The organism is Frankia nepalensis, assembly GCF_016786325.1.
Lineage (GTDB): Bacteria > Actinomycetota > Actinomycetes > Frankiales > Frankiaceae > Pseudofrankia > Pseudofrankia nepalensis.
Map to the genome: position 1 here is coordinate 50997 of NZ_JADWYU010000097.1, position 25618 is coordinate 76614.

General features: G+C 74.9%; 22 protein-coding genes. 13 read left to right on the forward strand and 9 right to left on the reverse strand.

Going from position 1 to position 25618, the window contains the following annotated elements:
- The first annotated feature begins 169 nt into the window (after nucleotides 1-169).
- Nucleotides 170-2002, forward strand: coding sequence for a glycoside hydrolase family 15 protein (locus I6A81_RS09140; protein ID WP_203005457.1), 1833 nt, complete (start codon nucleotides 170-172; stop codon nucleotides 2000-2002).
- 285 nt (nucleotides 2003-2287) lie between these two features.
- Nucleotides 2288-3463 carry a hypothetical protein gene (locus I6A81_RS09145; RefSeq protein WP_203005458.1) on the forward strand — a complete coding sequence of 392 codons (1176 nt, stop codon included), beginning with the start codon at nucleotides 2288-2290 and terminating at the stop codon, nucleotides 3461-3463.
- Between the two features lie 79 nt (nucleotides 3464-3542).
- On the opposite strand, the gene I6A81_RS09150 is transcribed toward I6A81_RS09145, so the two are convergent.
- The 3 genes from I6A81_RS09150 to I6A81_RS09160 all read right to left on the reverse strand — a co-directional run bounded on the left by I6A81_RS09150 (nucleotide 3543) and on the right by I6A81_RS09160 (nucleotide 7133).
- Nucleotides 3543-6470, reverse strand: a complete 2928-nt coding sequence (locus tag I6A81_RS09150; protein ID WP_203010149.1) for a pyruvate dehydrogenase — start codon at nucleotides 6468-6470, stop codon at nucleotides 3543-3545.
- Between the two features lie 226 nt (nucleotides 6471-6696).
- The gene (locus I6A81_RS09155; RefSeq protein WP_203004534.1) at nucleotides 6697-6984 is read right to left on the reverse strand and encodes a DUF167 domain-containing protein; all 288 of its coding nucleotides are present in this window, start codon (nucleotides 6982-6984) and stop codon (nucleotides 6697-6699) included.
- The gene (locus I6A81_RS09160; RefSeq protein ID WP_203004533.1) at nucleotides 6975-7133 is read right to left on the reverse strand and encodes a hypothetical protein; all 159 of its coding nucleotides are present in this window, start codon (nucleotides 7131-7133) and stop codon (nucleotides 6975-6977) included. Before I6A81_RS09160 ends, I6A81_RS09155 begins: the two co-directional genes overlap by 10 nt.
- A gap of 7 nt (nucleotides 7134-7140) precedes the next feature.
- On the opposite strand from I6A81_RS09160, the gene fabG reads away from it, so the two are divergent.
- The 3 genes from fabG (at nucleotide 7141) to I6A81_RS09175 (ending at nucleotide 10111) form a co-directional block, all read left to right on the forward strand.
- The gene (gene fabG, locus I6A81_RS09165) at nucleotides 7141-7857 is read left to right on the forward strand and encodes a 3-oxoacyl-ACP reductase FabG (protein WP_203004532.1); all 717 of its coding nucleotides are present in this window, start codon (nucleotides 7141-7143) and stop codon (nucleotides 7855-7857) included.
- A gap of 333 nt (nucleotides 7858-8190) precedes the next feature.
- Nucleotides 8191-9540 carry a ferrochelatase gene (locus I6A81_RS09170; RefSeq protein WP_203010150.1) on the forward strand — a complete coding sequence of 450 codons (1350 nt, stop codon included), beginning with the start codon at nucleotides 8191-8193 and terminating at the stop codon, nucleotides 9538-9540.
- A gap of 55 nt (nucleotides 9541-9595) precedes the next feature.
- Nucleotides 9596-10111: a DUF3090 family protein gene (locus tag I6A81_RS09175; RefSeq protein WP_203004530.1), complete on the forward strand. Its 516-nt coding sequence runs from the start codon at nucleotides 9596-9598 to the stop codon at nucleotides 10109-10111.
- Between the two features lie 954 nt (nucleotides 10112-11065).
- On the opposite strand, the gene I6A81_RS43130 is transcribed toward I6A81_RS09175, so the two are convergent.
- Nucleotides 11066-11464, reverse strand: coding sequence for a hypothetical protein (locus tag I6A81_RS43130; protein WP_238441475.1), 399 nt, complete (start codon nucleotides 11462-11464; stop codon nucleotides 11066-11068).
- Nucleotides 11465-11474: 10 nt separating this feature from the next.
- Between I6A81_RS43130 and I6A81_RS43135 the strand changes: the two genes are divergently transcribed.
- Nucleotides 11475-11858, forward strand: a complete 384-nt coding sequence (locus I6A81_RS43135; protein ID WP_238441476.1) for a hypothetical protein — start codon at nucleotides 11475-11477, stop codon at nucleotides 11856-11858.
- Nucleotides 11859-11944: 86 nt separating this feature from the next.
- Here I6A81_RS43135 and I6A81_RS09185 read toward each other — a convergent pair whose 3' ends face one another.
- The 4 genes from I6A81_RS09185 to I6A81_RS09200 form a co-directional block, all read right to left on the reverse strand.
- Nucleotides 11945-12733, reverse strand: a complete 789-nt coding sequence (locus I6A81_RS09185; protein ID WP_307874549.1) for a hypothetical protein — start codon at nucleotides 12731-12733, stop codon at nucleotides 11945-11947.
- Between the two features lie 108 nt (nucleotides 12734-12841).
- Nucleotides 12842-14035, reverse strand: coding sequence for a glycosyltransferase (locus I6A81_RS09190; RefSeq protein ID WP_203004528.1), 1194 nt, complete (start codon nucleotides 14033-14035; stop codon nucleotides 12842-12844).
- 235 nt (nucleotides 14036-14270) lie between these two features.
- Nucleotides 14271-15437 (reverse strand): glycosyltransferase family 4 protein, encoded by a 1167-nt coding sequence (locus tag I6A81_RS09195; RefSeq protein ID WP_203004527.1) that lies wholly within the window; start codon nucleotides 15435-15437, stop codon nucleotides 14271-14273.
- 197 nt (nucleotides 15438-15634) lie between these two features.
- Nucleotides 15635-16165: a DUF3099 domain-containing protein gene (locus I6A81_RS09200; RefSeq protein ID WP_203010154.1), complete on the reverse strand. Its 531-nt coding sequence runs from the start codon at nucleotides 16163-16165 to the stop codon at nucleotides 15635-15637.
- 153 nt (nucleotides 16166-16318) lie between these two features.
- Between I6A81_RS09200 and I6A81_RS09205 the strand changes: the two genes are divergently transcribed.
- Together I6A81_RS09205 and I6A81_RS09210 are read left to right on the forward strand one after the other, a co-directional pair.
- Nucleotides 16319-17500: a CaiB/BaiF CoA transferase family protein gene (locus I6A81_RS09205; protein WP_307874550.1), complete on the forward strand. Its 1182-nt coding sequence runs from the start codon at nucleotides 16319-16321 to the stop codon at nucleotides 17498-17500.
- A gap of 227 nt (nucleotides 17501-17727) precedes the next feature.
- Nucleotides 17728-18564, forward strand: coding sequence for an SAM hydrolase/SAM-dependent halogenase family protein (locus I6A81_RS09210; protein ID WP_203004526.1), 837 nt, complete (start codon nucleotides 17728-17730; stop codon nucleotides 18562-18564).
- 173 nt (nucleotides 18565-18737) lie between these two features.
- Here the strand turns inward: I6A81_RS09210 and pucL are convergent, their stop codons facing one another.
- Nucleotides 18738-19628, reverse strand: a complete 891-nt coding sequence (pucL, locus tag I6A81_RS09215) for a factor-independent urate hydroxylase (protein WP_203004525.1) — start codon at nucleotides 19626-19628, stop codon at nucleotides 18738-18740.
- A 933-nt stretch (nucleotides 19629-20561) separates the two neighbouring features.
- Between pucL and I6A81_RS09220 the strand changes: the two genes are divergently transcribed.
- The 5 genes from I6A81_RS09220 (at nucleotide 20562) to bfr (ending at nucleotide 25446) form a co-directional block, all read left to right on the forward strand.
- Complete coding sequence (locus I6A81_RS09220; protein WP_238429592.1) at nucleotides 20562-21866, forward strand: L,D-transpeptidase; 1305 nt, start codon at nucleotides 20562-20564, stop codon at nucleotides 21864-21866.
- Between the two features lie 163 nt (nucleotides 21867-22029).
- Nucleotides 22030-23106 carry a phosphatase PAP2 family protein gene (locus I6A81_RS09225; protein WP_203004523.1) on the forward strand — a complete coding sequence of 359 codons (1077 nt, stop codon included), beginning with the start codon at nucleotides 22030-22032 and terminating at the stop codon, nucleotides 23104-23106.
- A gap of 196 nt (nucleotides 23107-23302) precedes the next feature.
- Nucleotides 23303-24385, forward strand: coding sequence for an OmpA family protein (locus I6A81_RS09230; protein WP_238429591.1), 1083 nt, complete (start codon nucleotides 23303-23305; stop codon nucleotides 24383-24385).
- A gap of 320 nt (nucleotides 24386-24705) precedes the next feature.
- The gene (locus I6A81_RS09235) at nucleotides 24706-24903 is read left to right on the forward strand and encodes a (2Fe-2S)-binding protein (RefSeq protein WP_203004521.1); all 198 of its coding nucleotides are present in this window, start codon (nucleotides 24706-24708) and stop codon (nucleotides 24901-24903) included.
- Nucleotides 24904-24960: 57 nt separating this feature from the next.
- On the forward strand, nucleotides 24961-25446 hold the full coding sequence (gene bfr, locus I6A81_RS09240) for a bacterioferritin (RefSeq protein ID WP_203004520.1): 486 nt from the start codon (nucleotides 24961-24963) through the stop codon (nucleotides 25444-25446).
- The last annotated feature ends 172 nt before the right edge of the window (nucleotides 25447-25618 follow it).

Genomic DNA, 25618 nt, shown 5'->3' on the forward strand with positions numbered 1-25618 from the left:
GCGCGACACCGTGCCCGGACAGGCAACGCGGACGGCGACGAGCCGGTGTGGCGTCTCGCGCCGTTCGTCGGCGCGTCCGCGCCGCCGGGCGTCGTGGCTCGAGCGGCATCAGAACTTCCAACAATCCTCCGGCGAAGCCCGCCGGCTCATCATCGTGCTAGGAGCAACGGTGGCATCCCTCATCGAGGACTACGCGCTGATCGGGGACACCCATTCGGCCGCGCTCGTCGCCCGGGACGGTTCGATCGACTGGTTGTGCCTGCCCCGCATCGACTCTCCGGCGTGCTTCGCGGCGCTGCTCGGCGACGAGAACGCCGGGCGCTGGCGGATCGCGCCGACCGAACCCGTCCTCGGCGTCACCCGCCGCTACCGCGGCGACACCCTCGTCCTCGAGACGGACATGACCACGGCGACCGGGACCGTCCGGATCACCGACGCCATGCTCCCGCGGGCCGGGACGCATGCCGTGCTTCGGCTGGTGGAGGGCCTGGCCGGCAGGGTGCGGATGCGCAGCGAGGCCCGGTTCCGGTTCGACTATGGCTCGATCGTGCCATGGGTGCGCCGGCGGGACGAGCACACGATGACGGCGACCGCCGGGCCCGACGCCGTCACGTTGCGTACCACGGCGCCGATGGAGGGCCGCGACTCCGCCACCTTCGCCGAGTTCGAGGTGGCCGCGGGCCAGTCCGTCCCGTTCTCGCTGACCTGGTACCCGTCGCACCAGCCCACGCCGCCCGCCCCCGCCGTCCGGCAGATGATCGCCCAGACCGAGGCGTGGTGGAACGACTGGATGGCCGGCTGCTCCTATGACGGCCTCTACCAGGCCGCCGTGCGTCGCTCGCTGATCACGCTGAAGGCGCTCACGTTCGCCCCGACCGGCGGGATCGTCGCCGCCGTCACCACGTCGCTGCCCGAGCACATCGGCGGCGTCCGTAACTGGGACTACCGGTACTGCTGGCTGCGCGACGCCACCATCACGCTGCTGGCGCTGCTCGACGCCGGGTTCACCAGCGAGGCGCTGGCCTGGCGGGAGTGGCTGCTGCGGGCCGTGGCCGGCGACCCCTCGCGCGTCCAGATCATGTACGGGGTGGCGGGCGAGCGCCGGCTGCCCGAGTACGAGGTCCCGTGGCTGCCCGGCTACGAGAACTCGGCTCCGGTGCGGGTCGGCAACGCCGCCGTCGACCAGTTCCAGCTCGACGTCTACGGCGAGGTCCTGGACGCGCTGCACGTCGCCAGGATGGCCACCCAGGTCGACGGCCGCGACGACTCCTGGCCCCTGCAGACCAAGCTGATGGAGTTCCTCGAGACCGGCTGGCGCAAGCCGGACGAGGGCATCTGGGAGGTGCGCGGCCCGCGCCGGCATTTCACCCACTCCAAGGTGATGGCCTGGGTCGCCGCCGACCGCGCGGTCAAGGGCATCGTCGAGTCGGGCCTGCCCGGCCCGGTGGAGCGCTGGGCGGCGCTGCGCGACGAGGTGCACCGCGAGGTGTGCGCCCGTGGCTTCGACCAGGAGCGCAACACCTTCACCCAGTTCTACGGCTCCTCCGAGCTCGACGCGGCGCTGCTCTACATGCCGCTGGTCGGCTTCCTGCCCGCGACCGACCCGCGGGTGGTCGGCACGGTGGCCGCGATCGAGCGCGAGCTGCTGGAGGACGGCTTCGTCAACCGTTACCCGACGGCCGAGGACGGCGCGGTCGACGGCCTGCCAGCCGGCGAGGGCGCGTTCCTGGCGTGCACGTTCTGGCTGGCGGACAACTACGCCCTGTCGGGCCGGGTGCGCGAGGCCCAGGAGCTGTTCGAGCGGCTCCTGGCCCTGCGCAACGACGTCGGGCTGCTCGCCGAGGAGTACGACCCGCGGCTGGGCCGGATGACCGGCAACTTCCCGCAGGCGTTCAGCCACGTCCCGCTGGTGAACACCGCCCGGACGCTGACCGACGCCCTGCGCGGCATGCCCCGCTCCCGCACCGACCGCGCCTACCCGCCCGGCCACTTCTTCGGCTAGCCCCAGGACGCCCGCCCGCCCGTGGCCCTGTGGTGGAGACCACCCGGTCCTGACCACGGGCGGGTGCCGCCCCGCGGCCGGACGCCGGGGGCCACCCCGGCACCACCGGGCGCGCGACGGGCGGTGGCGGGCGGTGGCGGCATGCCTGGCCCGCGGCCGGCGCGAGCGTGGGTGGTGACGGGGCGCGACACAGGCTGCGCGTCGCGTGGCCAAGGTCGCGACTTATCCGAACTGGAGCGGCAAGCGGCGGTGTGGCCGGGCCGGAGGGCTACTACTCTTCCGGATATGGACGACCACGCAGGTCAGGTCGCGGCCACCGGACAGCAGCTGACCCCGCAGAATCTCGAGCGGCTGGCCCGGCTCGCCCGGGAGCGTGGCGACCTCGACACCCTGCTGACCGCGCTCGACGCGCTGGTGTCGGTCAGCAGGGAGCGGGTTGCCTCGGCTACCAGCGGAGTCGCCGACCTGGCGCATCTGGCCGCCGTGCTGATCGAGCACGGCGACGCGCTGCTTGACCACGGCCGGGCGGCGCCGGCGCAGGAGAACTACGAGGAAGCGCTACGGATCAACCGGCACCTGGCGACCGCCGACCGCACGCCCGAGTCCGAGCACCGCCTCGGCGTCAGCCTGGAGCGCGCCGGCGCCGCCCGCGCCGCGCTCGGGGATCTCGTCGGCGCGCTCGACATCCAGACCGAGTGCCTGGCGCTCGCCCACCGGATGATCGCGGACGGGGCGTCGGCGCCGCAGGCCCGGCAGCGGCTCGCCAACACCCTCGAGAAGATCGGCGACCTGCGTCAGCAGCAGGGAGACACCAAGGCCGCGCTGGACGCCTACACCGACGCGCTGGAGGTGCGCCGCGGGCTGCTCACCGTCTACGGCGAGGTCGCGCCGCTGCTGCGCGACATCTCCCGCGGCCTGCTCGACGTGGGCGACATGCTGCGGCTGCGCGGCGACGTCGCCGGCGCGCTGGCCCGCTACGGGGAGGCCGTGACGACGGCCCGGCGCGCGCTCGCCGCCGCCGGCGCCACCGAGATCGACCCGACCGTGCCGCGTGCCCTGTTCCACTCGCTGAGCCTGGTGGGCAACATGCGCTACGACCAGGGGGACGTCGCCGGCGCGCTGGAGTCGTACGCGGAGTCGCTCGCGCTGGTGCGCTGGCTGCGGACCGAGTACGGCGAGCACCCGACCGTGCTGCGCGACCTGTCCGTCGGGCTGGACAAGGTCGCCGGGGCCAGGGAGGCCCTCGGAGACCTGGACGCGGCGCTGGAGGGTTTCGAGGAGGCGCTGGCCGTCGAACGCCGCCGCCGCCAGATCGTCGGTGACCGGCCGGAGATCCTGCGCGACCTGGTGTGGGCCCTGGAGCAGGTCGCCCGCGTCCGCGCCGCCGGCGGTGACACCTCCGGCGCCCAGGCGGCCGGCCGCGAGGCCCTCGCGCTGCGCGACGCGGCCGTCGCCCTCTAGCTCCCCGCGCGGTCGGGGGACGGGCGCCCCCGGGTCCGGGCAGTGCGCCGCGGGTCCGGGCCGTGATCCCCCGATTCCGTCACGGGGTGGTGAGGGAGAGCTTCAGGGCCGCCTCGACGACGGCGGCCACCTCGACCGGGGGCCGTCGGCCCGTCCCCGCGGCGGGGCCCGACGGCATGGCGGGCCCGACGGCGGCGAGGCGGTCGCCGTGGATGCCGGCCAGGAAGGCGAGCTGGCTGGGGTCGCCGGCGGTCACGGTGACCAGCGGCCCGCGCAGGTGCGCCGGGAACATCTCGTCCAGTACCGACACGGCGCCCGCGTCCGCGTCGGCCAGGCTGTCGCGGGCACGCAGCGCGTCGAAGAGCAGGTCGGCCGACGTCACGACGACCACACCCACCTCACGGCCCAGCCGGGCCGTCAGCTCGTCGGCCGCGGCCAGCACCTCCGGCAGGCAGTCCCCCATGCCGACCAGCGTCGGCGCCGGTGCCGGGCCGCCGGCGCGCAGCCGGTAACCGCCCGCGAGCACGCCCGCGCGCCGCCCGGCCCGCTCGTCCCCGCCGGCCGGCACGGCCGCCAGGCGCTGGTCGACGGGCCGCGCGGACAGCCGCAGCAGGGTCGACGAGCCTCCTGCCCGCCCCAGCCGTCCCAGCGCCGCCAGCAGGCACCAGGACAGGTCCTCGGCGAAGGCCGGCTCGAAGCGGGTCACCCCGGGCAGCCCGGCGGCCCCGGCGGCGGCCAGCGCGAGTGCCGGGCCGATGAACGGCCCGTCGGCGCCCGTGTCGGCGACGGCGAGCACGGAGCGTCCGTCCGCGGCGCAGCCGGCGGCCCACGCCGGCAGCACCCGGCCGGCCACGGCCTCGTCGGTCACCCCGATCGGCAGCAGCGGCAGGCCCTGCCGGTTCCAGGCGACCGCCAGGTTGCCGAGCGCCCCGGCGAACGCGCCAGGCGAGAGCGCCCCGGCGACGTGGCGCCGCCCGGTCGCCGAGGCGAGCACCCCCGCCGGCTGACCTCCCGGCTGACCTCCCGGAGGTGGCGCGGGCGGCGCGGTGGCGGGGCCGCCGGCCGGTCCCGCCGGGTCGAGCCAGCCGGCGACGACGGGGTCGGCGTCCCGGGTCGAGACGGTGACGACCACGCTGACCACCTCCGGGGCGAGCGCGGCGAGGCCGCGCAGCAGACCGCCGAACGCCGCCTGGGTGGAGGTCACCGCCCCGCCGCTCCCACCCGCCCGGGCGGCGGCGGGGCCGAGATCGATCGGCACGGCCGGTGGAGACGGTGCCCGCCGCGGCGCCCGGTCCAGGTAGGAGGCCACGTGGGCCGCCAGCCGCGCGCCGCGGGTCCCCGCCGAGGGCGCGAGCCCGGTGCCCTCCGGCGTGTCCCCTCCCGGTGGCAGCACGACGGCGCCCGCGCCCATCGGCCGGATCGACGTGATCCCGACCGGCGGGGATCCCCGCCGCGCGGCGGGGGACTCGCGGCCGTCCGGGCCACGGGTCGAGGCGTCGTGGGTGTGCGCGAACAGCACCGTCGGCCGGTCCGCGGCCACGTCGTCGAAGGCGTCGATCAGCAGCGCCAGGTCGTGACCGCCGAGGTCACGCAGCGCGTCGTGGATCTCGTCGTCGGTCATCGGCTCCAGCAGCCCCGCCACGCCGGCCCCCGCCGCGCCCGGCCCGGCGAGCCGGCGGCGCAGCTCGGGCCCATGGGCGGCCAGCAGTTCGTGGTACTCGTCCTGGCGCATCCGGCCCAGCCGGGCGCGCAGCGCCTGGCCACCGGGGCGGCGGAACAGCGCCTCCAGCCGCCGGCCGTAGCGCAGGGTGAGCACCTGCCAGCCGGCGGCCTCGAACATCCGGGCGGCCCGTTCCGGCCCGCCCGGCCCGGCCAGGCCGGCCCGGGGGTCGCCGTCGGCCTCGCTCCCGACCGCGGCGCCTGTGACCAGCACGACCCAGAACAGCTCGCCCAGGTAGGGCGTCCGCTCGTCGGTGACGGCCTCCCAGACCGCCGCGTCGCGCAGCTCCGCGTACTCCAGGAGGCAGATGGACCGCCCGCCGGGGATGTGATCGAAGCGGGTGCCGGCGAACCGGCGGGCGAGCGCACCCCAGACCGTGCCGCTCGGCCCGACGAGGCCGGCGCCGGTCGCCCGCAGCGTCCGCGCCGAACGGCCCGCGGGCGCGGGCAGCCGGGCGTCTGCCTCGTCGCCCGGCCGGTCACCAGCCTGGCCGGCGTCGTCGTCCTGGCCGGCGGCGTCGTGGACGCTCGCGGGCCGGGAGGCCTCCAGGACCTGATGGACGGCGGCGAGCAGCGGCGCGGCGCGCGGCGTCACGCTGACCCGGTCCTCGGCGCGCAGCGCGTCGAACCACAGCACGGCGGCGACGGAGGACGCGGCCGTCGTCAGCGAGTGGCGCTGGGTGGCCGCCCGCGGGCCCAGCCCCCCGTCCCGGGCGGCCTCGTCGACGCCCGTGGCCGCGAGCCGGCACAGCCGGTCCTCGACCTCGGCGAGCGCTCCCAAATCGAGCACGCCGCCCGGCGGACCGGGGATGATCGCGCCTGGCCGTGCCGAGGCCGGGGCCGGCTCGGGCGGCGCGGCCGGAGCGTGCGGCCGGGCGCCGGCGTCGACCTGCCCTGGCCAGGGCCGCGCCGCGGCGGCCGGCCCGGCGAGCCAGGGGCCGCCGGCCGGGGCACTGCCGGGTGCCGGCCCGGAGGGGCGCGGCGGCTGGGGCGGCGGCCGTCGCGGCCGCGGCTGACCGACGGCGGGACCGTGGGCCGGCCGCGCGGGCACCTCGGCTGGCGGCTGGCCCGGCGCGGGCGGTGCCGCCTCGAGGGAACCGGGAGCCTGGGCAGGCCGCGCGGCCCAGCCGGCGACCGCCGCCTCGTCGGGCGGAAGGCCGGCGATCGGGGCCCCGCCGGCCGCGGGCTCGGCGCCCCCGGGCTCCGCCGCGGGGTCGGGCCGACCGGGTGGTTCGTACGACCGCTCCCGTGGCCGGTACTCCACGTGCCGGATCCCGGGCCTGAACACGACGCCTGTCACTCCAGTCCCGACGCGAGAGCTCCCCGGCGCGTTGCCCGCCCGCGGGGCTCTCCCCGCCGCCGACGCGCCGCTCCAGCCTCCATCTTCCTTCACCAGTCCTCTCGAGGGCCCGTGCCGGGGGCCGCCGCCCCGTCGGCCCCGGCGGCGGCCGTGGGCCTCGCGGGCTCCTCGGGCCTGACAGGGCCGCTCACGGTGACCGGCGGGGCCCGGACCGTCAGCGGGAACGGCGCAGAGCGGTGAGGCGCTCGCGCAGGGCGGCCTCGTCGGTCGCGTTGATCTCGACCAGCTTGGCGCGGCTGGTGGCGCCGTGGACGAGGGTGACGTCGCGGCGGCGCAGCCCGAGCGCGTCGGCGAGCGCCCGCAGCGCCGCCTCCGTCGCCCTGCCGTCGACGGCGCGCGCCGAGACCCGCACCACCAGACTCGGCTGTCCGTCCGCGGTGGCCACCTCCCCGCCGACCGCCGTCCGGCTCGCCCCCGGCTGCACCCTGATCGTCACCCGCACCCTTCCATCGTCACCGGCCCGTCGTCGCCGACCGCCGCCGCCTCGGCCCACGGTCCGCCGGGATCGAGACCGCCTCCGGTCGCGGTGAGGAACGTGACGGGGTCGGACGCCCGCGCCGCCGCCCGGGTGGGGGGAACGGCGGTTAACATCCGCTCCATGGTCGAGAACGAGGGTCGGGTGGCACTGGTCACCGGTGGTAACCGAGGGATCGGCGCCGCCTGCGCCGCGGCCCTGGCGGCGGACGGGCAGCGGGTGGCGGTGGCCAGCCGCGGGGGGGAGGCGCCGGCCGGGATGTTCGGCGTCCGGATGGACGTCACGAGCACCGAGTCGGTGGAGAAGGCGTTCGCCGAGGTCGAGGCCGAGCTGGGGCCGGTCGACATCCTCGTCTCCAACGCGGGTGTCGTGCGGGACACGCTGCTGCTCACCATGTCCGAGGACGCGTTCCGCGACGTCGTCGACACCAACCTGCTGGGCGCGTACCGGGTCGCCAAGCGGGCCGCCCGAGGCATGATCCGGCGCCGCTACGGCCGGCTGGTCTTCATCTCCTCCGTCGTGGGCCTGTCCGGGCAGCCCGGACAGGCGAACTACGCGGCCTCCAAGGCGGGCCTCGTCGGCTTCGCCCGCTCGCTCGCCCGCGAGCTCGCCCCTCGCTCGATCACCGCGAACGTCGTGGCGCCCGGCCCGATCCGTACCGACATGACCGACGCGCTCACCGACGCCCAGCGGGAACTGCTCGTCGCCAGCGTCCCGGGCAAGCGGATCGGCGAGCCGGAGGAGGTCGCCGCCGCGGTCGCCTTCCTCGCCTCCGAGCGCGCCGCGTACATCACCGGCGCCGTCCTCCCCGTCGACGGCGGCGTGGGCATGGGGCACTGACCGGCGGGGGTTGGGCGAGTCCTGCTCGCTGCCCTTCGGTCAGCTTCGCCGGGACCGCCGGTCAGGATGTCTGCCCAGGGGGATGACCCCCTGGAACCCCCAATGTCAGGGGCTCCGCCCCCGACACCCCCGGTGGCTCGCGCTTCGCGCATCGCCGCCGTCCAGGTTGGCTTTCCATCCGGGGCGGCCGGCTGTGTCAGTGTGGTTGTTCGGCGGCATCGTGGTGGAGCGGCTGAACGGCCGGGGCCCGGCTCAGGTTGGTTGGGCGGCCCTGGACCTTGAGGGCTGGCCGCGGGTTGTTTGCCGGGGGTGGGGCTGGGAGAGAATGGCCTGATGCGTCAGTCTTCAGCCGGGACCAGGGGGCCGGCGGCCGCCGAGCGGGTGGCTCGCCGGCCGGGCCGGGGGCCGGTGGAGCGCGGCGAGCGGACGGCCGGGGCGGGCCGGCCGGGTGAGGCCGAGATCGACGCCGTGCTGCTGGTGACGTTCGGGGGCCCGGACGAGCCGGCGGACGTGCTGCCGTTCCTGCGGAACGTGACCCGGGGGCGCGGGGTACCGGAGGAACGGATCGCCCAGGTCGCGGAGCACTATCACCAGCTCGGCGGGCGCAGCCCGATCAACGACCAGAGTCGCGAGCTGCTGGCCGCGCTGCGCGACGAGCTCGCGCCGCTGCCGGTCTACTGGGGCAACCGGAACTGGCGGCCCTACCTGCGCGACGCGCTGGCCGAGATGCGCGCGGACGGCGTGCGGCTGGCCGCCTGCTTCATCCCGTCGGTCTTCTCGACCTACTCCGGCTGCCGGCAGTACCGGGAGAACCTCGCCGAGGCGCTCGACGAGCTGGGCGCCGCCGGCGAGCCCGCTCCCGCGTTCGTCAAGCTGCGGGTGTTCTTCAACCATCCCGGGTTCCTGGAACCGATGGCCGACCGGGTCCAGGCGGCCCTCGAGACGCTCCCGGCCGACCGGCGCGACGGCGCCCACCTGGTCTTCGTCGCCCACTCGGTGCCGCGCTGGCAGGCGGTCGAGAGCGGGCCCGCGGGGGGTGCCTACGAGCGCCAGCTGCTGGCCGCGAGCCGGACCGTCGCCCGGCTGCTCGCCGAGCGGCGTGGCCGGGAACAGCCGTGGGACGTCGCGTACTGCAGCCGCAGCGGCTCGCCCCGGGTGCCGTGGCTGGAGCCGGACGTCGGTGACTGCCTCGAGCGGTTGGCCGCCGAAGGCGCGGAGTCGGTAGTGATCGTCCCCATCGGGTTTGTCAGCGACCACATGGAGGTCATCCAGGACCTCGACCGTGAGGCGCTGGCGCGAGCCGGGAAGCTAGGACTGACCGCGGCGCGGGCGGGCACGGTCGGCGCGGATCCGCGGTTCGTCCAGATGATCGTCGAGCTTGTCGAGGAGCGGCGCGACCCGAGCCGGCCTCGGCGGGCGCTCGGCGAGCTGGGCTCGTTTCCGGATGTCTGCCCGCTCGACTGCTGCGGCTCGCCGGCGACCGAGGACCGCCGGCCCGCGATGGCCGGCCTTCCCGAGGACGCGCTCGGTCGAGGGAGGTACCGGCGCGGCGCGGCCGAGCGCGGCGGGCCGGCGACGGCGGGCGGCCCCGGGCACTCGGAGGATGGCCGGCGTGTCTGGCGGACGGGGATACTGGATGAGGAGCTTCCGGACGCCCGGCCCGGGCGGCCGGACCGGCGCTGACCCTGACGGGGTCAGCTGGCCCTGACCGGATCGTGTGACGGAGAGTGCGCAAGTCATGCAGCGTTTCGTGTTCGACCCCCCGGAGCGGTTCGTGGTCGGGACCGTCGGGCAGCCGGGCGAGCGCGCGTTCTTCCTGCAGGCCGCTTCCGACGGGCGGCTGGTCACCATCGGGCTGGAGAAGGCCGAGGTGACGGCGCTGGCGGAGGGCCTGTCGGCGCTGCTCGGCCAGGTCGGCCAGCAGCAGGGCGTGTCGGTGCCGGCCGCCGCCGACGTCGAGGTGGACCTCGCGCCGCTGCAGGCGCCGTTCGAGGAGGACTTCCACCTCGGCCAGCTCACGGTCTCCTGGGACGGCCGGCGGGTGTTCGTCGACGCCGCCGGCCTTGCCGCCGGCCAGCTCGGGACGGCGGCCAGCGAGGAGGACGTCGACTCGCTGCGCGTCGGCCTGACGATCTCGCAGACGAGGGCGTTCATCGAGCGGGCCCGCAGCATCGTCGCGGCCGGCCGCCCGGCCTGCGTCCTGTGCGGCCGGCCCGACGGTCCCGACGGCCACTTCTGTCCCCGCCTGAACTGAGGCGGGCCTTCGGGGCAGCCCGCTCACGCTGGGCGCGGCGCCGTCCGGCCGCGTGGGCGCGGCGTTTACGGATCCGCGCGTGACCGCGCGGGGCGGGCGCCCACGGATGCGCCGCCGGTCACGCAGGCGTTGGCCAACGTTCTGACACCTGTTCGGCCAACAGGGCCTGCGTGTTCGCGAATGCCAGTATTGTGGCCTTCGGGTCACTGCTGGTGTGCACGACGTCTGATGTACATCGCGTCTGGGCGTACATGACGTCCGGTGCGCGCGGCGTCGGCACGGCGGCGGACGCCCAGGCGCCACCACCGGACCCGCCAGCACCTGACCTTGAAGGAGCGGCTCGCAGGTGAGCCCGCAGAGCGGCCCAGATCCAGCGGCGCCGGGGGCCAAGCCCGCCGGCGCGGGGCACGAGGCGTCGGCATCCGGACCGGAGCAGGCCGCTCCCACAGAGCCGATCGCTCCCACGAAGCCGATCGCTCCCACGAAGCCGATCGCTCCCACGAAGCCGATCGCTCCCACGAAGCCGATCGGTCTCGACAAGAAGCCAGTCGCCGCCACGGAGCCGACCGGTCCGGCCAATCCGGCCGGCGAGGTCGCCTCTGGGAACCAGACAACCTCCGAAGACCAGGTCGCCTCCGGGGACCAGGCAGCCTCCGAAGACCAGGTCGCTTCCGGGGACCAGGCAGCTCCAGCCGAGGGCGCTCCCGCCGGGCCTCGGCGGCGGCGGAGGCCCGACAGCGCGTCCGCGGCTCGCAAGCGCCGGCGCACGTTCGGCCTGACCCAGCTCCTCGCTCTTCCGGCGATCGCCCTGCTGCTGCTCCTCGGCGGTGGATACCGCCCCTCCGACACCGAGGGTGACACCGTCACCGCCGCTCCCACCGGAGGGCTGACCGACGCGACCGGCCTGCCGACGCTGACCGCGCAGCCCTGGGACACCGAGACCACCCTCGGGGGCTACACCCCGCTGGTCACGACGTCGCCGGACGATCTCGTGCCGATCCGGGTCGGCACGACCCCGCCGGGCGGCCGCGTCACCACGCGGCCTCCGGTCAGGACCAGCGCTCCGGTCCTCAGCCCGCCGCCGGTGATCACGATCAGCCCGACCGCCACCGTCGGCGTGACGCCGACCGTCACCGCGACCTCCCCCTCCGTCACGGCTAGCGCGAGCTCGACCGGCGTTCCGACGGTCACGGTCAGCGCGAGCGTGAGCGCCAGCCCCACGGCGTCCGTGAGCCCCACCAGGTCCGCGAGCCCGACGGCGTCCGCCAGTCCGACGGCGTCCGCGAGCCCGACCGGGACCGGTTCACCGACACCCATCGTCACGCTGACCGCCAACCCCGGCTGCCCGACCATCAAGCTGACCATGAGCAGCCTCGCCGCGAGGGTGATCACGGCGGCGGACGCGCCGACCCTCGAGGTCGTCGGCGACTACGCCGCGCCGAGCGCCACCGCCACCGGCCAGACCGTGATCCATGCCGAGGCCCGCGCGAGCGCGACCAGCGCCACCCCGCTGACCGAGTCGGACACCACCGTGCCGACGCGGCCGGGCGACGAGCCCGCGGTGCTGGCCAGGATCGACCTGGGCGAGCTCACCACCACGCCCAGCACGCTCACGCTGACCCTCACCACCTCGCCGGCGCGCTGCGATCCGGTCACGCTCGCCACCGTCGTGATCGTCGGCATCACGAACGCGCTGCCCACCACCCCCCCGACCGCGTCGGCCACCCCGGACCCGCCGGCGAACTGAGCCGGCCCGTTCCCAGTGCCTGGCTCGCCTGGTCCGTTCCGCGACCGGTGGCGGCCGGCCGGCGGGACCAGTCGCCACCGGGACGGTCAGCGTGACGGGGGCGACGTCGCGTGGCTGGGGTCGAAGGCGTCGTACGCGGCCTCGTAGGAGCGGCGGACGGCCGCGGACAGTCCGCGCAGCGCGGCGGTGCGCCGGCCGATCTCGCCGGCGGTGACCGCGGCGCCGTCGTCCAGCGCGGCCAGGTCGAGCAGGGCGCGCAGCCGCTCGGCGCGGGCGAGCAGCGCGTGCGCGGCCGGGGGATAGCCCGGGCCGAGGCCGGGGCCCGGCTCCGCGTCGCCCCGGTCGCGCAGCAGCGCCAGCACCTCGGGCCGGGCACTGGCGATGTCCAGGTCGAGCAGCGTCGAGGTGGTCCTGCGGATCGCGTCGGACAGCTCGTGCTCGGCGGCGGGCACCGGGCTCGGCGGCGCCGGTACCCGGGCCGCCGGCAGCACCCGCCAGTGCACCGACTCCAGCACGCCCTCCACCGCCGGCCCGTGCACCTCCACGGACGGGACCAGCAGCAGCGGCGGGTTCGGACCGATGACGATGACCGCCTCGCCGGCGGCCAGCGCGTCGCCGTTCACGGCTGGCGGCCCGGGCAGCCCCGACACGTCACCCGGAACCGGCATGACGAGCCGGAAACGCTCGGCGCGCGCGGCGCGCAGCGCGCCGAGGCCGAGCAGCAGTGGCTGGCCGTCGATCGTGTGCTGGCCTGGGCCGATCGCCTGCTGGACGCGGGTCAGGACGTCGTCGGAGCCGACGAACCCGGCCAGCCAGGCGTTCCCCCAGCCGGTGAGCACGCCGGACCGTGGCGCGGGCAGGAGAGCGTGGTACACGGGGCCTACGGTAGGCACATCGGCGCCGTCATGTGGCGCTGACGGCCACAGAACGTGTCCTGGGGCACCGGATCCGCGCAGGTAGGGCGTCGTTCGTCCCGGGCTCTCCTAGGCGGCGCGGGGCAGGCCGTCGCTGTCGCCGCGGCCGGTGGGCAGGGTCAGCGGCGTAGCCGTGGCCGGGGGGGCCTCCTGGCCGTGGAGCGCGAGGAAGCCTTCGACCGTGGCCGACCAGGGGTACTGCTCGGCGCGGGCCCGGGCGGCCGCCCGCCGCGCGGCCGGGTCGAGCGCGAGGATCTCCTCGACGGCCTCGGCGAAGCCGTAGCCACAGCCGGCGGCGATCCGGCCGCAGCCGGGCTCGACCAGCTCGGCGAGCGCGCTGCCGTGGTGGACCACGACCGGGGTGGCGCTGGCCATCGCCTCCAGGGCGGCCAGCCCGAAGGTCTCCACCGGCCCGGGGGCGAGCGCCACGTCGGCGCTGGCGAGCAGCGCGGACAGCCGCGCCCGGTCGGAGACGAAGCCGAGGAACACCACCGGCAGACCGGCGGCGCGCCGCTCCAGCTCCTTGCGGCCCTTGCCGTCGCCGGCCAGCACGAGCCGGGCCGGGACCCCGCGGCGGACCAGCTCGGCGAGCGCGTCGATGGCGATGTCGACGCGCTTCTCCGGGTCCATCCGGCTGATCGCGACCAGCAGCACGTCCGAGTCGCGGGCGAACGCGCGCCGCAGCGAACGGTCCGCCCGCTCGGCGCCGAACCGGTCCAGATCGACACCGAGCGGCACCTGGCTCAGGTTGTCCACCCCGAGGCGCATGAACTCGGCCGCCGCCCAGCGGGTGGTGGTCACCACGGTGTCGTAGCCGGCGGCGAGCCCGCGGTTCGTGACGTCCGCGGCGGCGCGCACCGGCAGCACCCCACGCAGCGAGTACGGCGTCTTCGCGCCCAGCAGCCGGTCGACCCGCTCGTGGGAGACGACGAGCGAGTGCACCCCCTGCTGGCGCGCCCAGCGGCCCAGCCTGCGCAGCGTCGTGCGGTCGTGGACCTCGAGGTGGGTCGGATTCGCGGCCGTGAGCATCGCCGCGACCCGCCACGGCTCGGTGATGATGCGGTAGCTGGTGCCCGGGACGAGCGGTGAGCGCACCATCAGCGTGGTGACGCCGTCGACCTGGCGAGCCCCGTCGCGCCGGGCGGGCAGTACCCGCACGACCTCATGGCCCGAGGCGACGTAGCCCGCGGCCAGGTGGCGCAGGGTGGTGCGGATACCCCCGGATGTCGGCGCCACGAAGTTGGCGACCTGCGCGATCCTCATCGGCCCACTCATCTCGGCCCACTTTCCATCGGCCCCCGCGTCCGGCCGGAAGGCCACGGGCGTGGGCGGCTGCTCACGGGTTGGTCTGGTCGGTTCGTCCCCGCGCGTCGATGGGCGGGTCTGCCGTCCGGGTCAGGTCGGGCCAGGGGAAGTCGGACTTGGGGGAGGGACTCGGCCTCGGGGAAGGACGCGGTGGCGCGGCCGGCCGGCGGCGTCGGCCAGGGCGCCGACGCGGTCACCGCCAGGCATCAGCGCCGGCGTCGGCGCCCGCGTGGGCACGGAGGTTGCCGCCCAGCACGTCGCGGTAGTGGCCGAGGAGCTCGTCCCCGATCGCGCGCCAGCCGCAGTCCGCCACCGAGGCGCGGGCCAGCTCGCCCATCGCGGCGCGGCCTGGCCCGTCCTCGACCAGGCGCACGATCTCGGCGCGCAACGCCACGGGGTCGCCGGGCCGGAAGTGCAGACCGGTCCGGCCGTGCTCGACCACGTCGAGCAGCCCGCCGGCCGCCGGCCCGACGACCGGGACACCGCTGGCCTTCGCCTCCTGCGCCGCCTGGCAGAACGTCTCGTACCGGCCGGTGTGCACGAACACGTCCAGGCTGGCGACCGCCGCCGACAGCCCCTGGCCGGCCTGGAAGCCGAGGAACGCGGCGCCGGGGATCATCCGCTCCAGCCGCGCCCGTTCCGGCCCGTCGCCGACCACCACGAGCCGGGTGCCCGGCACGTCGGCGACGGCGTCCAGCAGCTCGACGCCCTTCTCCCGGGCGAGCCGGCCGACGTAGCCGACCAGGACCTCGCCGCCAGGGGCGAGCCGGGCACGCAGCCCGTCGTCGCGATGCGCCGGGTTGAACCGGTCGAGGTCGACGCCGCGGCGCCAGCGGGCAACCCGATGGACGCCGGCGCCGAGAAGCGCGTCGACCGCGTCCCAGGACGGCGCCAGCGTGCGCGCCGCGAGCCGGTGCACGGTCGCCAGCCAGCGCCAGATGGACCGGTCGAGCGCGGCCAGCCCGTACCGGCGGGCGAACCCGGCGAGGTCGGTCTGGTACACGGCGACGCTGGGCACCTCGAGCCGGTGGGCGGCGTACGCGGCCTGCGCGCCTAGGCCCGCCGGGGCGGCCAGGTGCACGACGTCCGGAGCGAAGGCCCGCAGCGTCGGGGTGAGGCTCGGCCACGGGGTGGCGAACCGGAACTGCGGGTAGCCGGGCAGCGGCGCCGACGGCGCCCACAGCACCGGGGCGCCCGCGTAGACCCGAGGTGCGTGGGCGACGGCTCGCGGGCCGGGGGACGGCGCGACCACCAGTGCCTCGTGTCCCTCGGCACGAAGGTGCTCGAGCACGCGGCAGACCGTGTTCGTGACCCCGTCCACGTGAGGCAGGAAGGACTCGGTTACCACCGCGACGCGCACAAGGGCACGGTGACAGAGCCGGAAACGCGGACGTGGACCACAAGCGGGCCACCACGTGAACGTTACGGCACAGCTAGGTGCAACCTACTCCCGACGGGCGCCCGTCGATCCGCCAGGCCCGCCGGCCGGGTGAGGCGCGGGCTCGCGCGGCGCGGCGCGTCGCGCGAGCGAAGGTCCCGGGAGGCTCCAGGGCGCCCTTAGCGGCGGCGCTCGGCCCTTGGCGGGCGCCGCGGGCCGAAGAAGCCGACATCGGCCCGCGGCGGCGGGGGAGCTGGCGGCGCCTCGGTGGGTTTGGCCCAGGGGTGTCCCTCGGAGCCGATGCCCGGGTCGGTGGTTCCCTCTGGCCCGGCGGGGGCCGGCCCGTCGTCGCCCGTGGGCCGGTCCCCGCCGCGGCCGGGAACGGCGTCGCTGTCGACGACCGGATGCTCGCCGGACTCCAGCGCGGTGGGCCCGGCGCCGGGCAGGCGGCTGGAGGGTATGAATCCGGCCGGCCGGCGGCGCGACGGGGCCGGCCCGCCGTTGGCGACCACGACCGCCACCCAGGGGATGATCAACGCCGCCAGGATGGCGACGAACCTGGCCCAGCCGTGGAAGAGGAGCACCGCGAACACGAAGCAGAGCACCCGGAAGCCCATCCAGATCAGGTACTGGCCCTCGCGGCGGCGGATGTCGACATGGCGCGGGTCGGCGGCCGACGTGATGAGCACCGGCTGCCGGCGACGCGGCATGATCCGCACGTCCACTCCCTGGGTGTCCTGTTCCGGGTTCCAGTTCCGACAGCTCCAGTCTCCGCCTCCGCCCGCCCGGGCGCGCGCCGTGGCGTCGGTCGCGCTCGGTTCGACCTCCGACGCCAGGCAAGGGGGCGCAATAGTGTTGTCGACGTGCTGCCCCTCGCGGGAATGACCGTCGTCAGCTTCGAACACGCCGTCGCGCTGCCGTTCGCGACCCGTCACCTCGCCGAGTTCGGCGCCCGGGTCATCAAGGTCGAACGGCCCGGAACGGGTGACTTCGCCCGTAGTTACGACGAAGCGGTGAGAGGCGTCCTGTCGGCGCACTTCTCCTGGCTCAACCGCTCGAAGGAGTCGTTCGCCGTCGACATCAAGGTCCCGTCCGGCCGGGCCGCGCTGGAGAAGCTGGTCGCCGGCGCCGACGTCGTCGCGCAGAACCTCGCGCCCGGCGCCGCCGCGCGGCTCGGGCTCGACGCGGAGAGCCTGGTCGCCCGCTACCCGCGCCTGGTCGCCGTCGACCTGTCGGGCTACGGCCTGGGCGGGCCGTATACCGGCCGACGGGCCTACGACATGCTCATCCAGGCCGAGTCGGGCCTGGTCTCGGTCACCGGCACCCCGGAGCACATGGCGAAGGCGGGGTTCGCCGCGGCCGACGTCGCCTCTGGCACCTATGCCGCCCAGGCCATCCTGGCGGCGCTGCTGCGCCGGGAACGGACCGGCGAGGGCGCGGCGCTGAGCCTGACCATGCTCGACGCGATCACGGAGTGGAACGGCTACGCCGTCCAGTTCGCCGAGCACACCGGCCGCGCCCCGGCCAGGGCCGGGGTCGGCCACCCGTCGATCGCCCCCTACGAGGCGTTCACCACCGGCGACGGCGACAGCGTGCTGATCGGGGTGCAGAACGACCGGGAGTGGGCGCGGCTGGCCAGGGGCCTGCTCGGCCGGCCGGAGCTCGCCGAGGACCCCGAGTTCGCGACCAACCGGGCACGGGTGCGCAACCGGGGCCGCACCGACGCGATCGTCGCCGACGTCGTCGGGCGGCTGCCCACCACCGAGGTGACCGCCGGCCTGGACGCGGCCGGGATCGCGTACGGCCGGGTCAACGAGATGGCCGACGTGCTCGTGCACCCGCAGCTGGCCGCCCGTGAGCGCTGGATCGAGGTCGACTCGCCGGCCGGTCCGGTGCGCCAGCTCCGCCCGGTCGTCGAGTTCCCGGACACCCCGCCGCGGATCGAGCCGGTGCCGGCGCTGGGCGAGCACACCGAGAAGATCCTCACCGAGCTCGGCCATGACGCCGCCGCGCTCGCCCAGCTGCGCGCCGACGGCGCGATCTGACCGAGCCCGCGGGCTGGATCCCGGCACGTCGGCACGGCTGGGAAGGCGCCAGCCGGCGGGGCGTCCGGGCCTCCCGCCAGGATCGGGCCCCGGCCGCTGACGGTGCCGCCAACGGTGCCGTCGACAGTGGTGACGGCGCCGCCGCGGCCGGCCGCGGTGTGACGATGGCCCCGGCGGCGCCGTCGGGCGGCGCGGCCCGTCGAAGCGCCGCGAGCCGACGAGAGACCATGGACGCCGTGTCCCACGTGAGCTTCCTGACCGACTACGGGCTCGCCGACGGGTTCGTCGCGGCCTGTCACGGCGTGCTGCTGCGCCGTGGCGTGAGCGCCCTCGACATCACCCACCTGATCGACCCCGGCGACGTCCGGCGCGGCGCGGCCGTGCTCGCCCAGACGGTGCGCTACCTGCCTGTCCAGGTGCACCTCGCGGTCGTCGACCCCGGCGTCGGCACCAGCCGGCGCGGGGTCGTGGTCGTGACCCCGGGTGGGCTGCTCGTCGGGCCCGACAACGGGCTGCTCGCGCCCGCGGCCGCGGTGCTGGGCGGCGTGACCGAGGCCTACGCGCTGGCCGCCCGACCGGGGGTGCCGGCGACCTTCCACGGCCGTGACGTGTTCGCGCCGGCGGCGGCGGAGCTCGCGACCGGGACGCCACCGCGGGTGCTCGGCGAGGCGGTCGATCCGCGAGGGCTGGTACGGATGCCGCCGGCGCTGGCCCGGGTGCTCCCGCCCGCGGAGCCGGCGACCGAGCTGGAGGCCGAGGTCGTCATGGTCGACCGGTTCGGCAACGTGCAACTGGCGGCGAGTGGCGGCCTGCTCGGCGACGTCGGCCTCGTACCCGGCGGGCGGGCCGAGGTCCGGTTCGCGGCCGGGCGGGATCGCGAGGCCGGCGACGGGCGGCGGCCGATGGTGATCCCGGTTGGTGTGACGTTCGGCTCCGTGGAGCCGGGAGAGCTGGTGCTCTATGTCGACTCGGCGGGGATGGCGGCGTTCGCGGTGCGCGACGGCCACGCCGCCGAACGACTCGGCCTCGTCCCCGGCGACGTCGTCACGGTAAGCCCCTGCTGAGAGCTCCGCCGCGGAGATCCTCTTGTGGGCGGATCGGTGTCTGGTGGGGCGGTGGCTGGGCGGGATGACGCCGGGACGGCGGTGCCCGCCGAGAGCCCGGCGGCCCAGGAGGTGCCTGGCCGCGCCGGACCGCCGCGCCGGGCCGCCTCGTTGGCGGCCCGGCGGGTGCCAGGTCAGCAGAAGCCGGGAACGGTCAGCCAGGCGGGGCCGGCCGGGGGCGCGTCGTCGCGCAGCACCGTTCCCTCGATCTTTCCGTACGGCCGGTCGGCCGCGTAGAAGACCGTGTTCGGGTTGTCGAGGCCGTAGGGCTCCAGGTCGACCAGGAAATGGTGCTTGTTCGGCATCGACATCCGGATCTCGGCGACTTCCGGGTGCGCGGTGAGCACCGCCTCGCCCATCTTGTAGAGCGTCTGCTGCAACGCGAGGCTGTGTAGGGACGCGAACGTCTCCAGCAGGATCGTCCGGATACTGGCGAACAGCTTCCCGTAGTCGTGCCCGACACCGACCAGCCGCCAGCGGGCCGTGACCTCCGTGGCCAGGATCCGATCCGTGGTCTCGCTCAGCGTGGTGTAGCGGTCACGCGGGAAGCCCGAGAACTCCGACCCGGTGGACTTCAGCACGACAAGACCGGCCAGGCCCGAAAGCACATAGGGCGTCGTCCCCTCGAGGGTGACCACCGTCGTGCGCCGTTCCGCGCCGGCCCGGCGGAATGCGTGGTCGTGGCCCGCGCCGCCCACCTCGATGCGTTCCCAGCCGTACTGCTCGATCTCGACCCGGGCGCCGGTGATCCACGGAAAGGAGTCGGCGAAATGCCGGCCGAGGCGCAGCCCGAACTCCTCGATCTCGCCGACGCCGTCCCGCGCGAACGCGTAGACGGTGTTCTTCTGCGCGTCGGTGGTGAGGATGTGCGCGTTGTCACCCGTCAGATGGGCGTCGGCGAAGTCGCCGCGCAGCGCCGACGACACGTTGAGATCGGTGATCCGGTGAACCGGTGTCGACCGGTCCACGTGCACCAGCCGAACCTCGGCCTTCCCGAACTGGTTCGGCCCAAGCACGATCGCCATTGGCGCCTCCTGTCACCGTGGTCGGTGGCTGTCCACGGGTGGTCGGGTCGGTGGTCGGTCGATGGTCGCGTGGTGGTGAGGCCCGCGAGGCGGGGTTGGCCCGGCCGCGGCGGACCCGGCCGCGGCGGACCCGCCAAGGTGGGCCTCGCGTCGCCCGACCTTCATCCTCGCCCTGGTGAGGACCCGGTCTCGTCACGGCGGCGTTCGGTGGAGGTTTCCCCGATCTTGTTTCCTTCCGGCGCGGGCCGCTCACCAGGGGGCGCGCGGTCCGGTCGCCACCCGGTGGCGCCCGACTATTACTCCACGTGCTCTGCCGTGTCGCTATCTGTGACATGGCCGTCGCCGAGTTCCGCGGCCACGGCCCGCTCGCCCGGGCGGATGTTGTTCCCGTTTCCCGGGCTGGTGGGATTCCGGCCATGCCGCCGGTGGTTCTCGTGAGGCACTCTGGTGGAGGTTCGAGTATCCCGTCCGAGCGTTCGGGCGTCGCTGGGGGGAGCGATGTCAGCACGCTCCGTGTATTGATGTTCATGGAACACCTGCCACCTGTGTGACGTTCCCCCTGGGCCGCCCCGCGCCGATGGGCACGGGCCGCTCCTGGCGTGTTGGGCGACGTTGACGGAATGGCGCGGGTGTCGCGTGGGGCGGACGGCGTGGGCGACGCCGTTCGCGGATCTCGGGCCATGGGGACGTCGTCACGCGACGTGGGAGGGCTTTATGGGCATTGCCCGGAGAGTGCGACTCTCTGTGTTAGGGCCGTGGGCGATTAGTGATGGTCGTCTGGGTGACACCTCGGATCTGCTCGCTCGGCGCGACGAGTGGCGCGCGGCTAGGTACCGTCCGACGAAGAGTTTTCGCGCGGACGAGCTAATGGCAGTCCTGGAGATCGGAAGAAGGCGAACAATGGTCTTCTCCGCGAGCGAGCACATTCGACGGATGCGTAAACCCGGCGTCGCCGGGCACCCGAGGGCGCTCGTCGCGCTGGTCGCCGCGCTGCTCGCGGTCGTGGTGACCGCGTGCGGTGGCGGTGGCGGTACCGGGCCGTCGCCCGACGTCACGACGTCGGCCGCGCCGCCCGCCGCGTCAATCAAGATCAATCCGGCGGACGGCGCCGGCGGTGTCGCGGTGACCGACAAGGTCGTCGTGACCGCCAACGCGCCGCTCGACGAGGTCACGGTCGCCCGGTCCGCCAGCGCCTCGCAGAAGACCGACGCCGGCGAGCTGCCAGGCGAGTTCTCGGCCGACCGCAAGACCTGGACCTCGACGGGCGGGCTGTTCGCCGACAGCCAGTACCAGGTGACCGCGTCGACCGCCGCGGCCGACGAGGTCACCGGCACCACCGACAGCCAGGCGACCTTCACCACCGGCGTCCCGGACAAGCCGTTCAAGGTCTCCTGGGAGCCGGTCGAGGGCCAGGTCGTCGGCGTCGGCACGCCGATCGTGCTGACCTTCAGCGGCCCGACCAGCGACCGGGCGGCGGTGCAGAGCCGCCTGTCGGTGACCACCAACCCGCCGCTGGAAGGCTCGTGGAGCTGGCTCACGGACCGGGTGGTCCGCTGGCGGCCGAAGGACTACTACCCGACCGGGACGAAGGTGCACGTCGAGGCCAACCTCGCCGGGCTCGAGGCCGGCAACGGGCTGGTCGGCGTGAAGGACCGGGTGATGGACTTCACCATCGGGGCTCAGCAGGTCAGCTACGTCGACCTGGCCACCCACCAGATGCAGGTCTACCGGGATGGCCAGCTGTTGCGGACCATGCCGATCAGCGGTGGCAAGGGCGGCAAGCGGACATTCCTGACCATGGACGGCCCGCACAACGTCCTCGGCAAGGCCGACCTCGTCATCATGGACTCGGCGACGGTCGGCATCCCGAAGGGCGACCCGGACTACTACTACGAAGAGGTCCCGTTCGCCGTCCAGTACACCAGCGGGGGACAGTACGTCCACTCGGCGCCCTGGTCGGTACCCTCACAGGGCCGGGCCAACGTCTCCCACGGCTGCGTGAACGCGTCACCGGCCGATGCCGAGTGGTTCTACCACTTCAGCCAGGTCGGGGACGTCATCAACGTCCGTAACAGCGGTCGCCCGCCGGAGACGGACCAGCTGGGCAACGACTGGGCGATCCCGTGGGAGACCTGGGTCGCGGGCAGCGCTCTGCCGCAGGCCCCGGCGACCGCCGACGCGGGCTCGGTGGCCGCGCCGGCGAGCCCCGGCGCGGCGACCGGACTCCCGGGCGCCTGACGGGGCCGGTCGAGGAGCCGGATGATCTTGATCGTAGGGGGCCGTCTTCGTCACCCCGCCCGGGGTGACGAAGACGGCCCTCGCCGCGTTCGTAGGCCCGGTCGCCCAGGCCGGTCACGGGGGCGGTGGACTAACTGTCGGAGGCATCGGGTTGAGTAGAAGGATGTCAACGGGTCACGACGGAGCCCAGGCACCCACGGCCGGAGCTCCGGCGCAGCGAGCGGCCGGCGCGCGCGCGGATGCCGCGGTGGCCGGCGGCGCTGGGCGCCTCGACGCGCCCGAGGACACCGCGACGACTCGGGCCGACCGCTGGCGGCGACGGCTGCGGGATCCCGCGACCGGCCGACCCGTGTGGTGGGTCGAGATCGTCATCCTGGTCGCGATGTACTACTGCTACACCGGTACCCGTGGCTTCGCCGAGGGCTCCGTCAGCGAGGCGACCAGGACCGGCGAGACGCTGCTGCGCTGGCAGGAAGCCGTCGGCCTGGACATCGAGCTTGGCCTGAACCACTGGCTGCACAGCGTGCCCGCGATCGCGATCGCCTGCTGTTACTACTACGCGACGCTGCACTTCATCGTCACGCCGGCCGTGATCCTCTGGATGCACCGCCGCCATCCGCGCCGCTACTCGAGGGCTCGCTGGGCGCTGGTCTTCACCACGCTCCTCTGCCTGACCGGGTTCTTCCTGTTCCCGACGGCGCCGCCCCGGCTGCTGCCGGGCGCCGGCTTCACCGACACGATGGCCGAGTACCACAACTGGGGCTGGTGGAGCGCCACCGCGAGCGCCGCCCCCACCGGCCTCGACAAGGTCGCCAACCTGTATGCCGCGATGCCGTCGCTGCACTGCGCCTGGGCGCTGTGGTGCGGCGTGCTGATCGCGCGCAACGCCCGCTGGCGGTGGGTCCGGGTGCTTGGCGTCCTCTACCCGGCGGGCACCGTCTTCGTCGTGATGGCCACGGCGAACCACTACATCCTGGACGCGTTCGCCGGCTGGGCCGTGCTGGGCGTGTCCACGCTCGCGGCGATCGCGCTGACCCGTCGTTCGGCGCGCCGGTTCGCGCCCGACGGCCCGTCGGCGCCGCTTGGCGGCGGCTCGCCGCGACCGCCCGACGACCTGCCTCACCCGTCCGGCCCCGACGCTCCGGACGCGCTCGCGGACGGCGGCGATTCCAGGCCAGGGGAAGCGCCCGCGCAGCCAGCGCCCCGTGCCCCGTCGAACGGTCTCGCCGCGATCACCTAGCCGCCACGGGGAAGGTGGGAGCGGGCCGCCTGGTTGGGCCTCGTCGCGGCCCGCCAGGAGGCGCGTTGGGCGCTCTGGGCGCGATGTGCGAAAGTTGCCCGTACCGAGGGCGGTCTCGCGCGCATTGCCCGCGCATTGCCTGAGCCGTCCGTCTCGCGCCCGCCCTGCTCGGAGTCGGACCATGATCCTGCCCGCGATGCCGCATCTGAGGCGACCTCGACCGGTCGCGTTCGTCGTCTCGCTGCTGATCGCCTGGCTGGTGCTCGGCCTGCTCGCGTTCGGGCTGCGACGCGGGCCCATCGAGAAGAACCTCGCCGAGCGGGCCTCCGACGCCGTCCGCCGCGCCGGAGCGGCGCACATCGAGGTGACGGTGACCGGCACCGTGGCGATCCTGCACGGCGACTTCGCCAGCCCCGCCGCCGCCCAGGCGGCGCTGCGCGCGGCCAAGGTCGACGGTGTCTCGTCGGCCAGGCTGGGCGACGACGCGCTGGTCGCGACCCGTCCGGCCAGGCCCCTGGTGCTGACCTATGCCGACGGCCAGCTGACGGTGCGCGCGACCGTGCCCGACCCCGAACGCCGAGCGGCGCTGCTGGCGGATGTCGCCGACGTCACCGGTGGGCGGCTCACCAGCGACATCACCGTCGACCCGAGCGCCGGCGCGCCCCAGCTCCCACCGCTGGCCGGCCTGGTGACCGCGCTCACCCGCGCGCCGGGCACGTACACGCTCACCGTCGACGGCTCCAGCCTGGCGCTGACCGGCACGGTCGCCAACGAGAGCACCCGGGTCGGCCTCGGCGCCGCCGTGCTGACCGCCGGACGGGCCGGTGACGCCGGCGTCGTCCTGGACAACCAGCTGGTGATCGCCGCCACCGGCGCCGACGAGGGGGGCGCCGGCGGGACGCCCGCCGGCGGCGAATCGGCCGAGGCGGCGCTGGCGGCGGCGACCGCCGGCCATCCGGTCACCTTCGCGCCGGGCAGCGCGGCCCTGTCCGCGGCCGACCGGGCGAGCCTCGACGGCGTCGCCGCGGCGCTGCGGGCGGGTGCCCCGCCGGCTCTGGTCGCCGGGCATGCCGACAGCACCGGGCCCGTCGCCTTCAACCAGACGCTGTCGCTGCGCCGAGCGGAGGCCGCCGTCGCCTACCTGGTGAGCAAGGGCGTGCCGCCGACGTCGCTGCGCGCCGTCGGCTTCGGCTCGAGTCGCCCGGCCGCCGACAACGCGACCGCCGGCGGGCGCGCCACCAATCGTCGGGTCGAGATCACTTTCGACTCTCCCGCCTGACCGTCCCGGCTGCTGACCGTCCCGGCCGCGGGGCTCCGCGGCGGGCGGTCGGTCCCGTCGTCCGCCTCGGCCGTCGCCTGGCTGATCGGAAATCCGCTCCCTTGTCCAGAGCGACACGCCCTGGCGGGATGTGACGGAGTTCTCGGCGGGGCCGGCGAAGGTTAGGTTCTCTTGCGTTAGGCAGGCCTAACGTGTCACTCTGAAGACCGTTAGGGAAGCCTTAGCTAAACATCGTTGCTGATGCGGGGAACCCGGACAACGTAACCCCAAGTGCCTGGTCGGCGCCCGAAGTGCCGACCCGTCCAGCGTGGTGAGGTGCGGTGCTGGTCTGCTCATGCTTTGCTGTCTCCGACCGGACGCTGCGGAGCGTAATCGCCGCCGGTGCTCGTGACGCCGAGGAGATCGGCGAGCGCTGTGACGCCGGGACCGGGTGCGGGGGATGCCTCGAGGAGATCTCCGAGCTCCTGAGCTGCCACCGCGGCGGCGCGCCGGTCGTGGGTTCGGCGCGGGCCGCCTGACGGCTCCTCGGCGCCGGCCGGTCAAGCCCCAATGGCGCGGCGACGAGGGAGGCCCGGGTGGTTCGTGGCGATGACGAGGTGCTGGAGATCCTGAACGCGGTGCTCACCAACGAGCTGACCGCGGTCAACCAGTACTTCCTGCACTACCGCATCCAGAAGCACTGGGGCTACGACGGGCTCGCGCACCACTACTACGACGAGTCCATCGACGAGATGAAGCACGCGGACAAGGTCATCCATCGCGTGCTCTACCTCGACGGCCACCCCAACCTGCAGCGGCTGCACACCCTGCGCACCGGCGAGACGGTGCCCGAGATGCTCGAGCTCGACTACGGCCGCGAGCAGGAGAACGTCGAGACGCTGCGCAAGGGCATCACCCTCAGCCGCGCCAAGTCGGATTTCGGCTCCGCGCTGCTCCTCGAGGAGATCCTCGAGGGCGAGGAGGAGCACATCGACTGGCTGGAGGCCCAGCTCGAGCTGATCCGCCAGCTCGGCGCGTCCCAGTACCTCGCCGAGCAGATTCACAAGCACGACGGCGACTGACCAGAGCCCGGCCCGACACGGGTGGGCAGGCCGAGGCGTGGCTTGCGAGGCCGCCAAGGAGTGCCACTGCGCACCGACTCGGGACGGTTAACGGAATGTGCTCGGATGACCGCCGCTAGACTGCCCAGCAACAGGGCCTGGCCCGCGCCGACGGCTGCGACCAGGCTGCGGG

Coding starts and splice junctions, on each gene's coding strand:
- I6A81_RS09145 (WP_203005458.1), top strand. CDS start 2,288: ATGGACGACCACGCAGGTCAGGTCGCGGCCACCGGACAGCAGCTGACC.
- I6A81_RS09160 (WP_203004533.1), bottom strand. CDS start 7,133: ATGTTAACCGCCGTTCCCCCCACCCGGGCGGCGGCGCGGGCGTCCGAC.
- fabG (WP_203004532.1), top strand. CDS start 7,141: ATGGTCGAGAACGAGGGTCGGGTGGCACTGGTCACCGGTGGTAACCGA.
- I6A81_RS09170 (WP_203010150.1), top strand. CDS start 8,191: ATGCGTCAGTCTTCAGCCGGGACCAGGGGGCCGGCGGCCGCCGAGCGG.
- I6A81_RS09175 (WP_203004530.1), top strand. CDS start 9,596: ATGCAGCGTTTCGTGTTCGACCCCCCGGAGCGGTTCGTGGTCGGGACC.
- I6A81_RS43130 (WP_238441475.1), bottom strand. CDS start 11,464: ATGGTCGGGCAGCCGGGGTTGGCGGTCAGCGTGACGATGGGTGTCGGT.
- I6A81_RS43135 (WP_238441476.1), top strand. CDS start 11,475: ATGAGCAGCCTCGCCGCGAGGGTGATCACGGCGGCGGACGCGCCGACC.
- I6A81_RS09190 (WP_203004528.1), bottom strand. CDS start 14,035: ATGAGGATCGCGCAGGTCGCCAACTTCGTGGCGCCGACATCCGGGGGT.
- I6A81_RS09200 (WP_203010154.1), bottom strand. CDS start 16,165: ATGCCGCGTCGCCGGCAGCCGGTGCTCATCACGTCGGCCGCCGACCCG.
- I6A81_RS09210 (WP_203004526.1), top strand. CDS start 17,728: ATGGACGCCGTGTCCCACGTGAGCTTCCTGACCGACTACGGGCTCGCC.
- pucL (WP_203004525.1), bottom strand. CDS start 19,628: ATGGCGATCGTGCTTGGGCCGAACCAGTTCGGGAAGGCCGAGGTTCGG.
- I6A81_RS09220 (WP_238429592.1), top strand. CDS start 20,562: ATGCGTAAACCCGGCGTCGCCGGGCACCCGAGGGCGCTCGTCGCGCTG.
- I6A81_RS09225 (WP_203004523.1), top strand. CDS start 22,030: ATGTCAACGGGTCACGACGGAGCCCAGGCACCCACGGCCGGAGCTCCG.
- I6A81_RS09230 (WP_238429591.1), top strand. CDS start 23,303: ATGCCGCATCTGAGGCGACCTCGACCGGTCGCGTTCGTCGTCTCGCTG.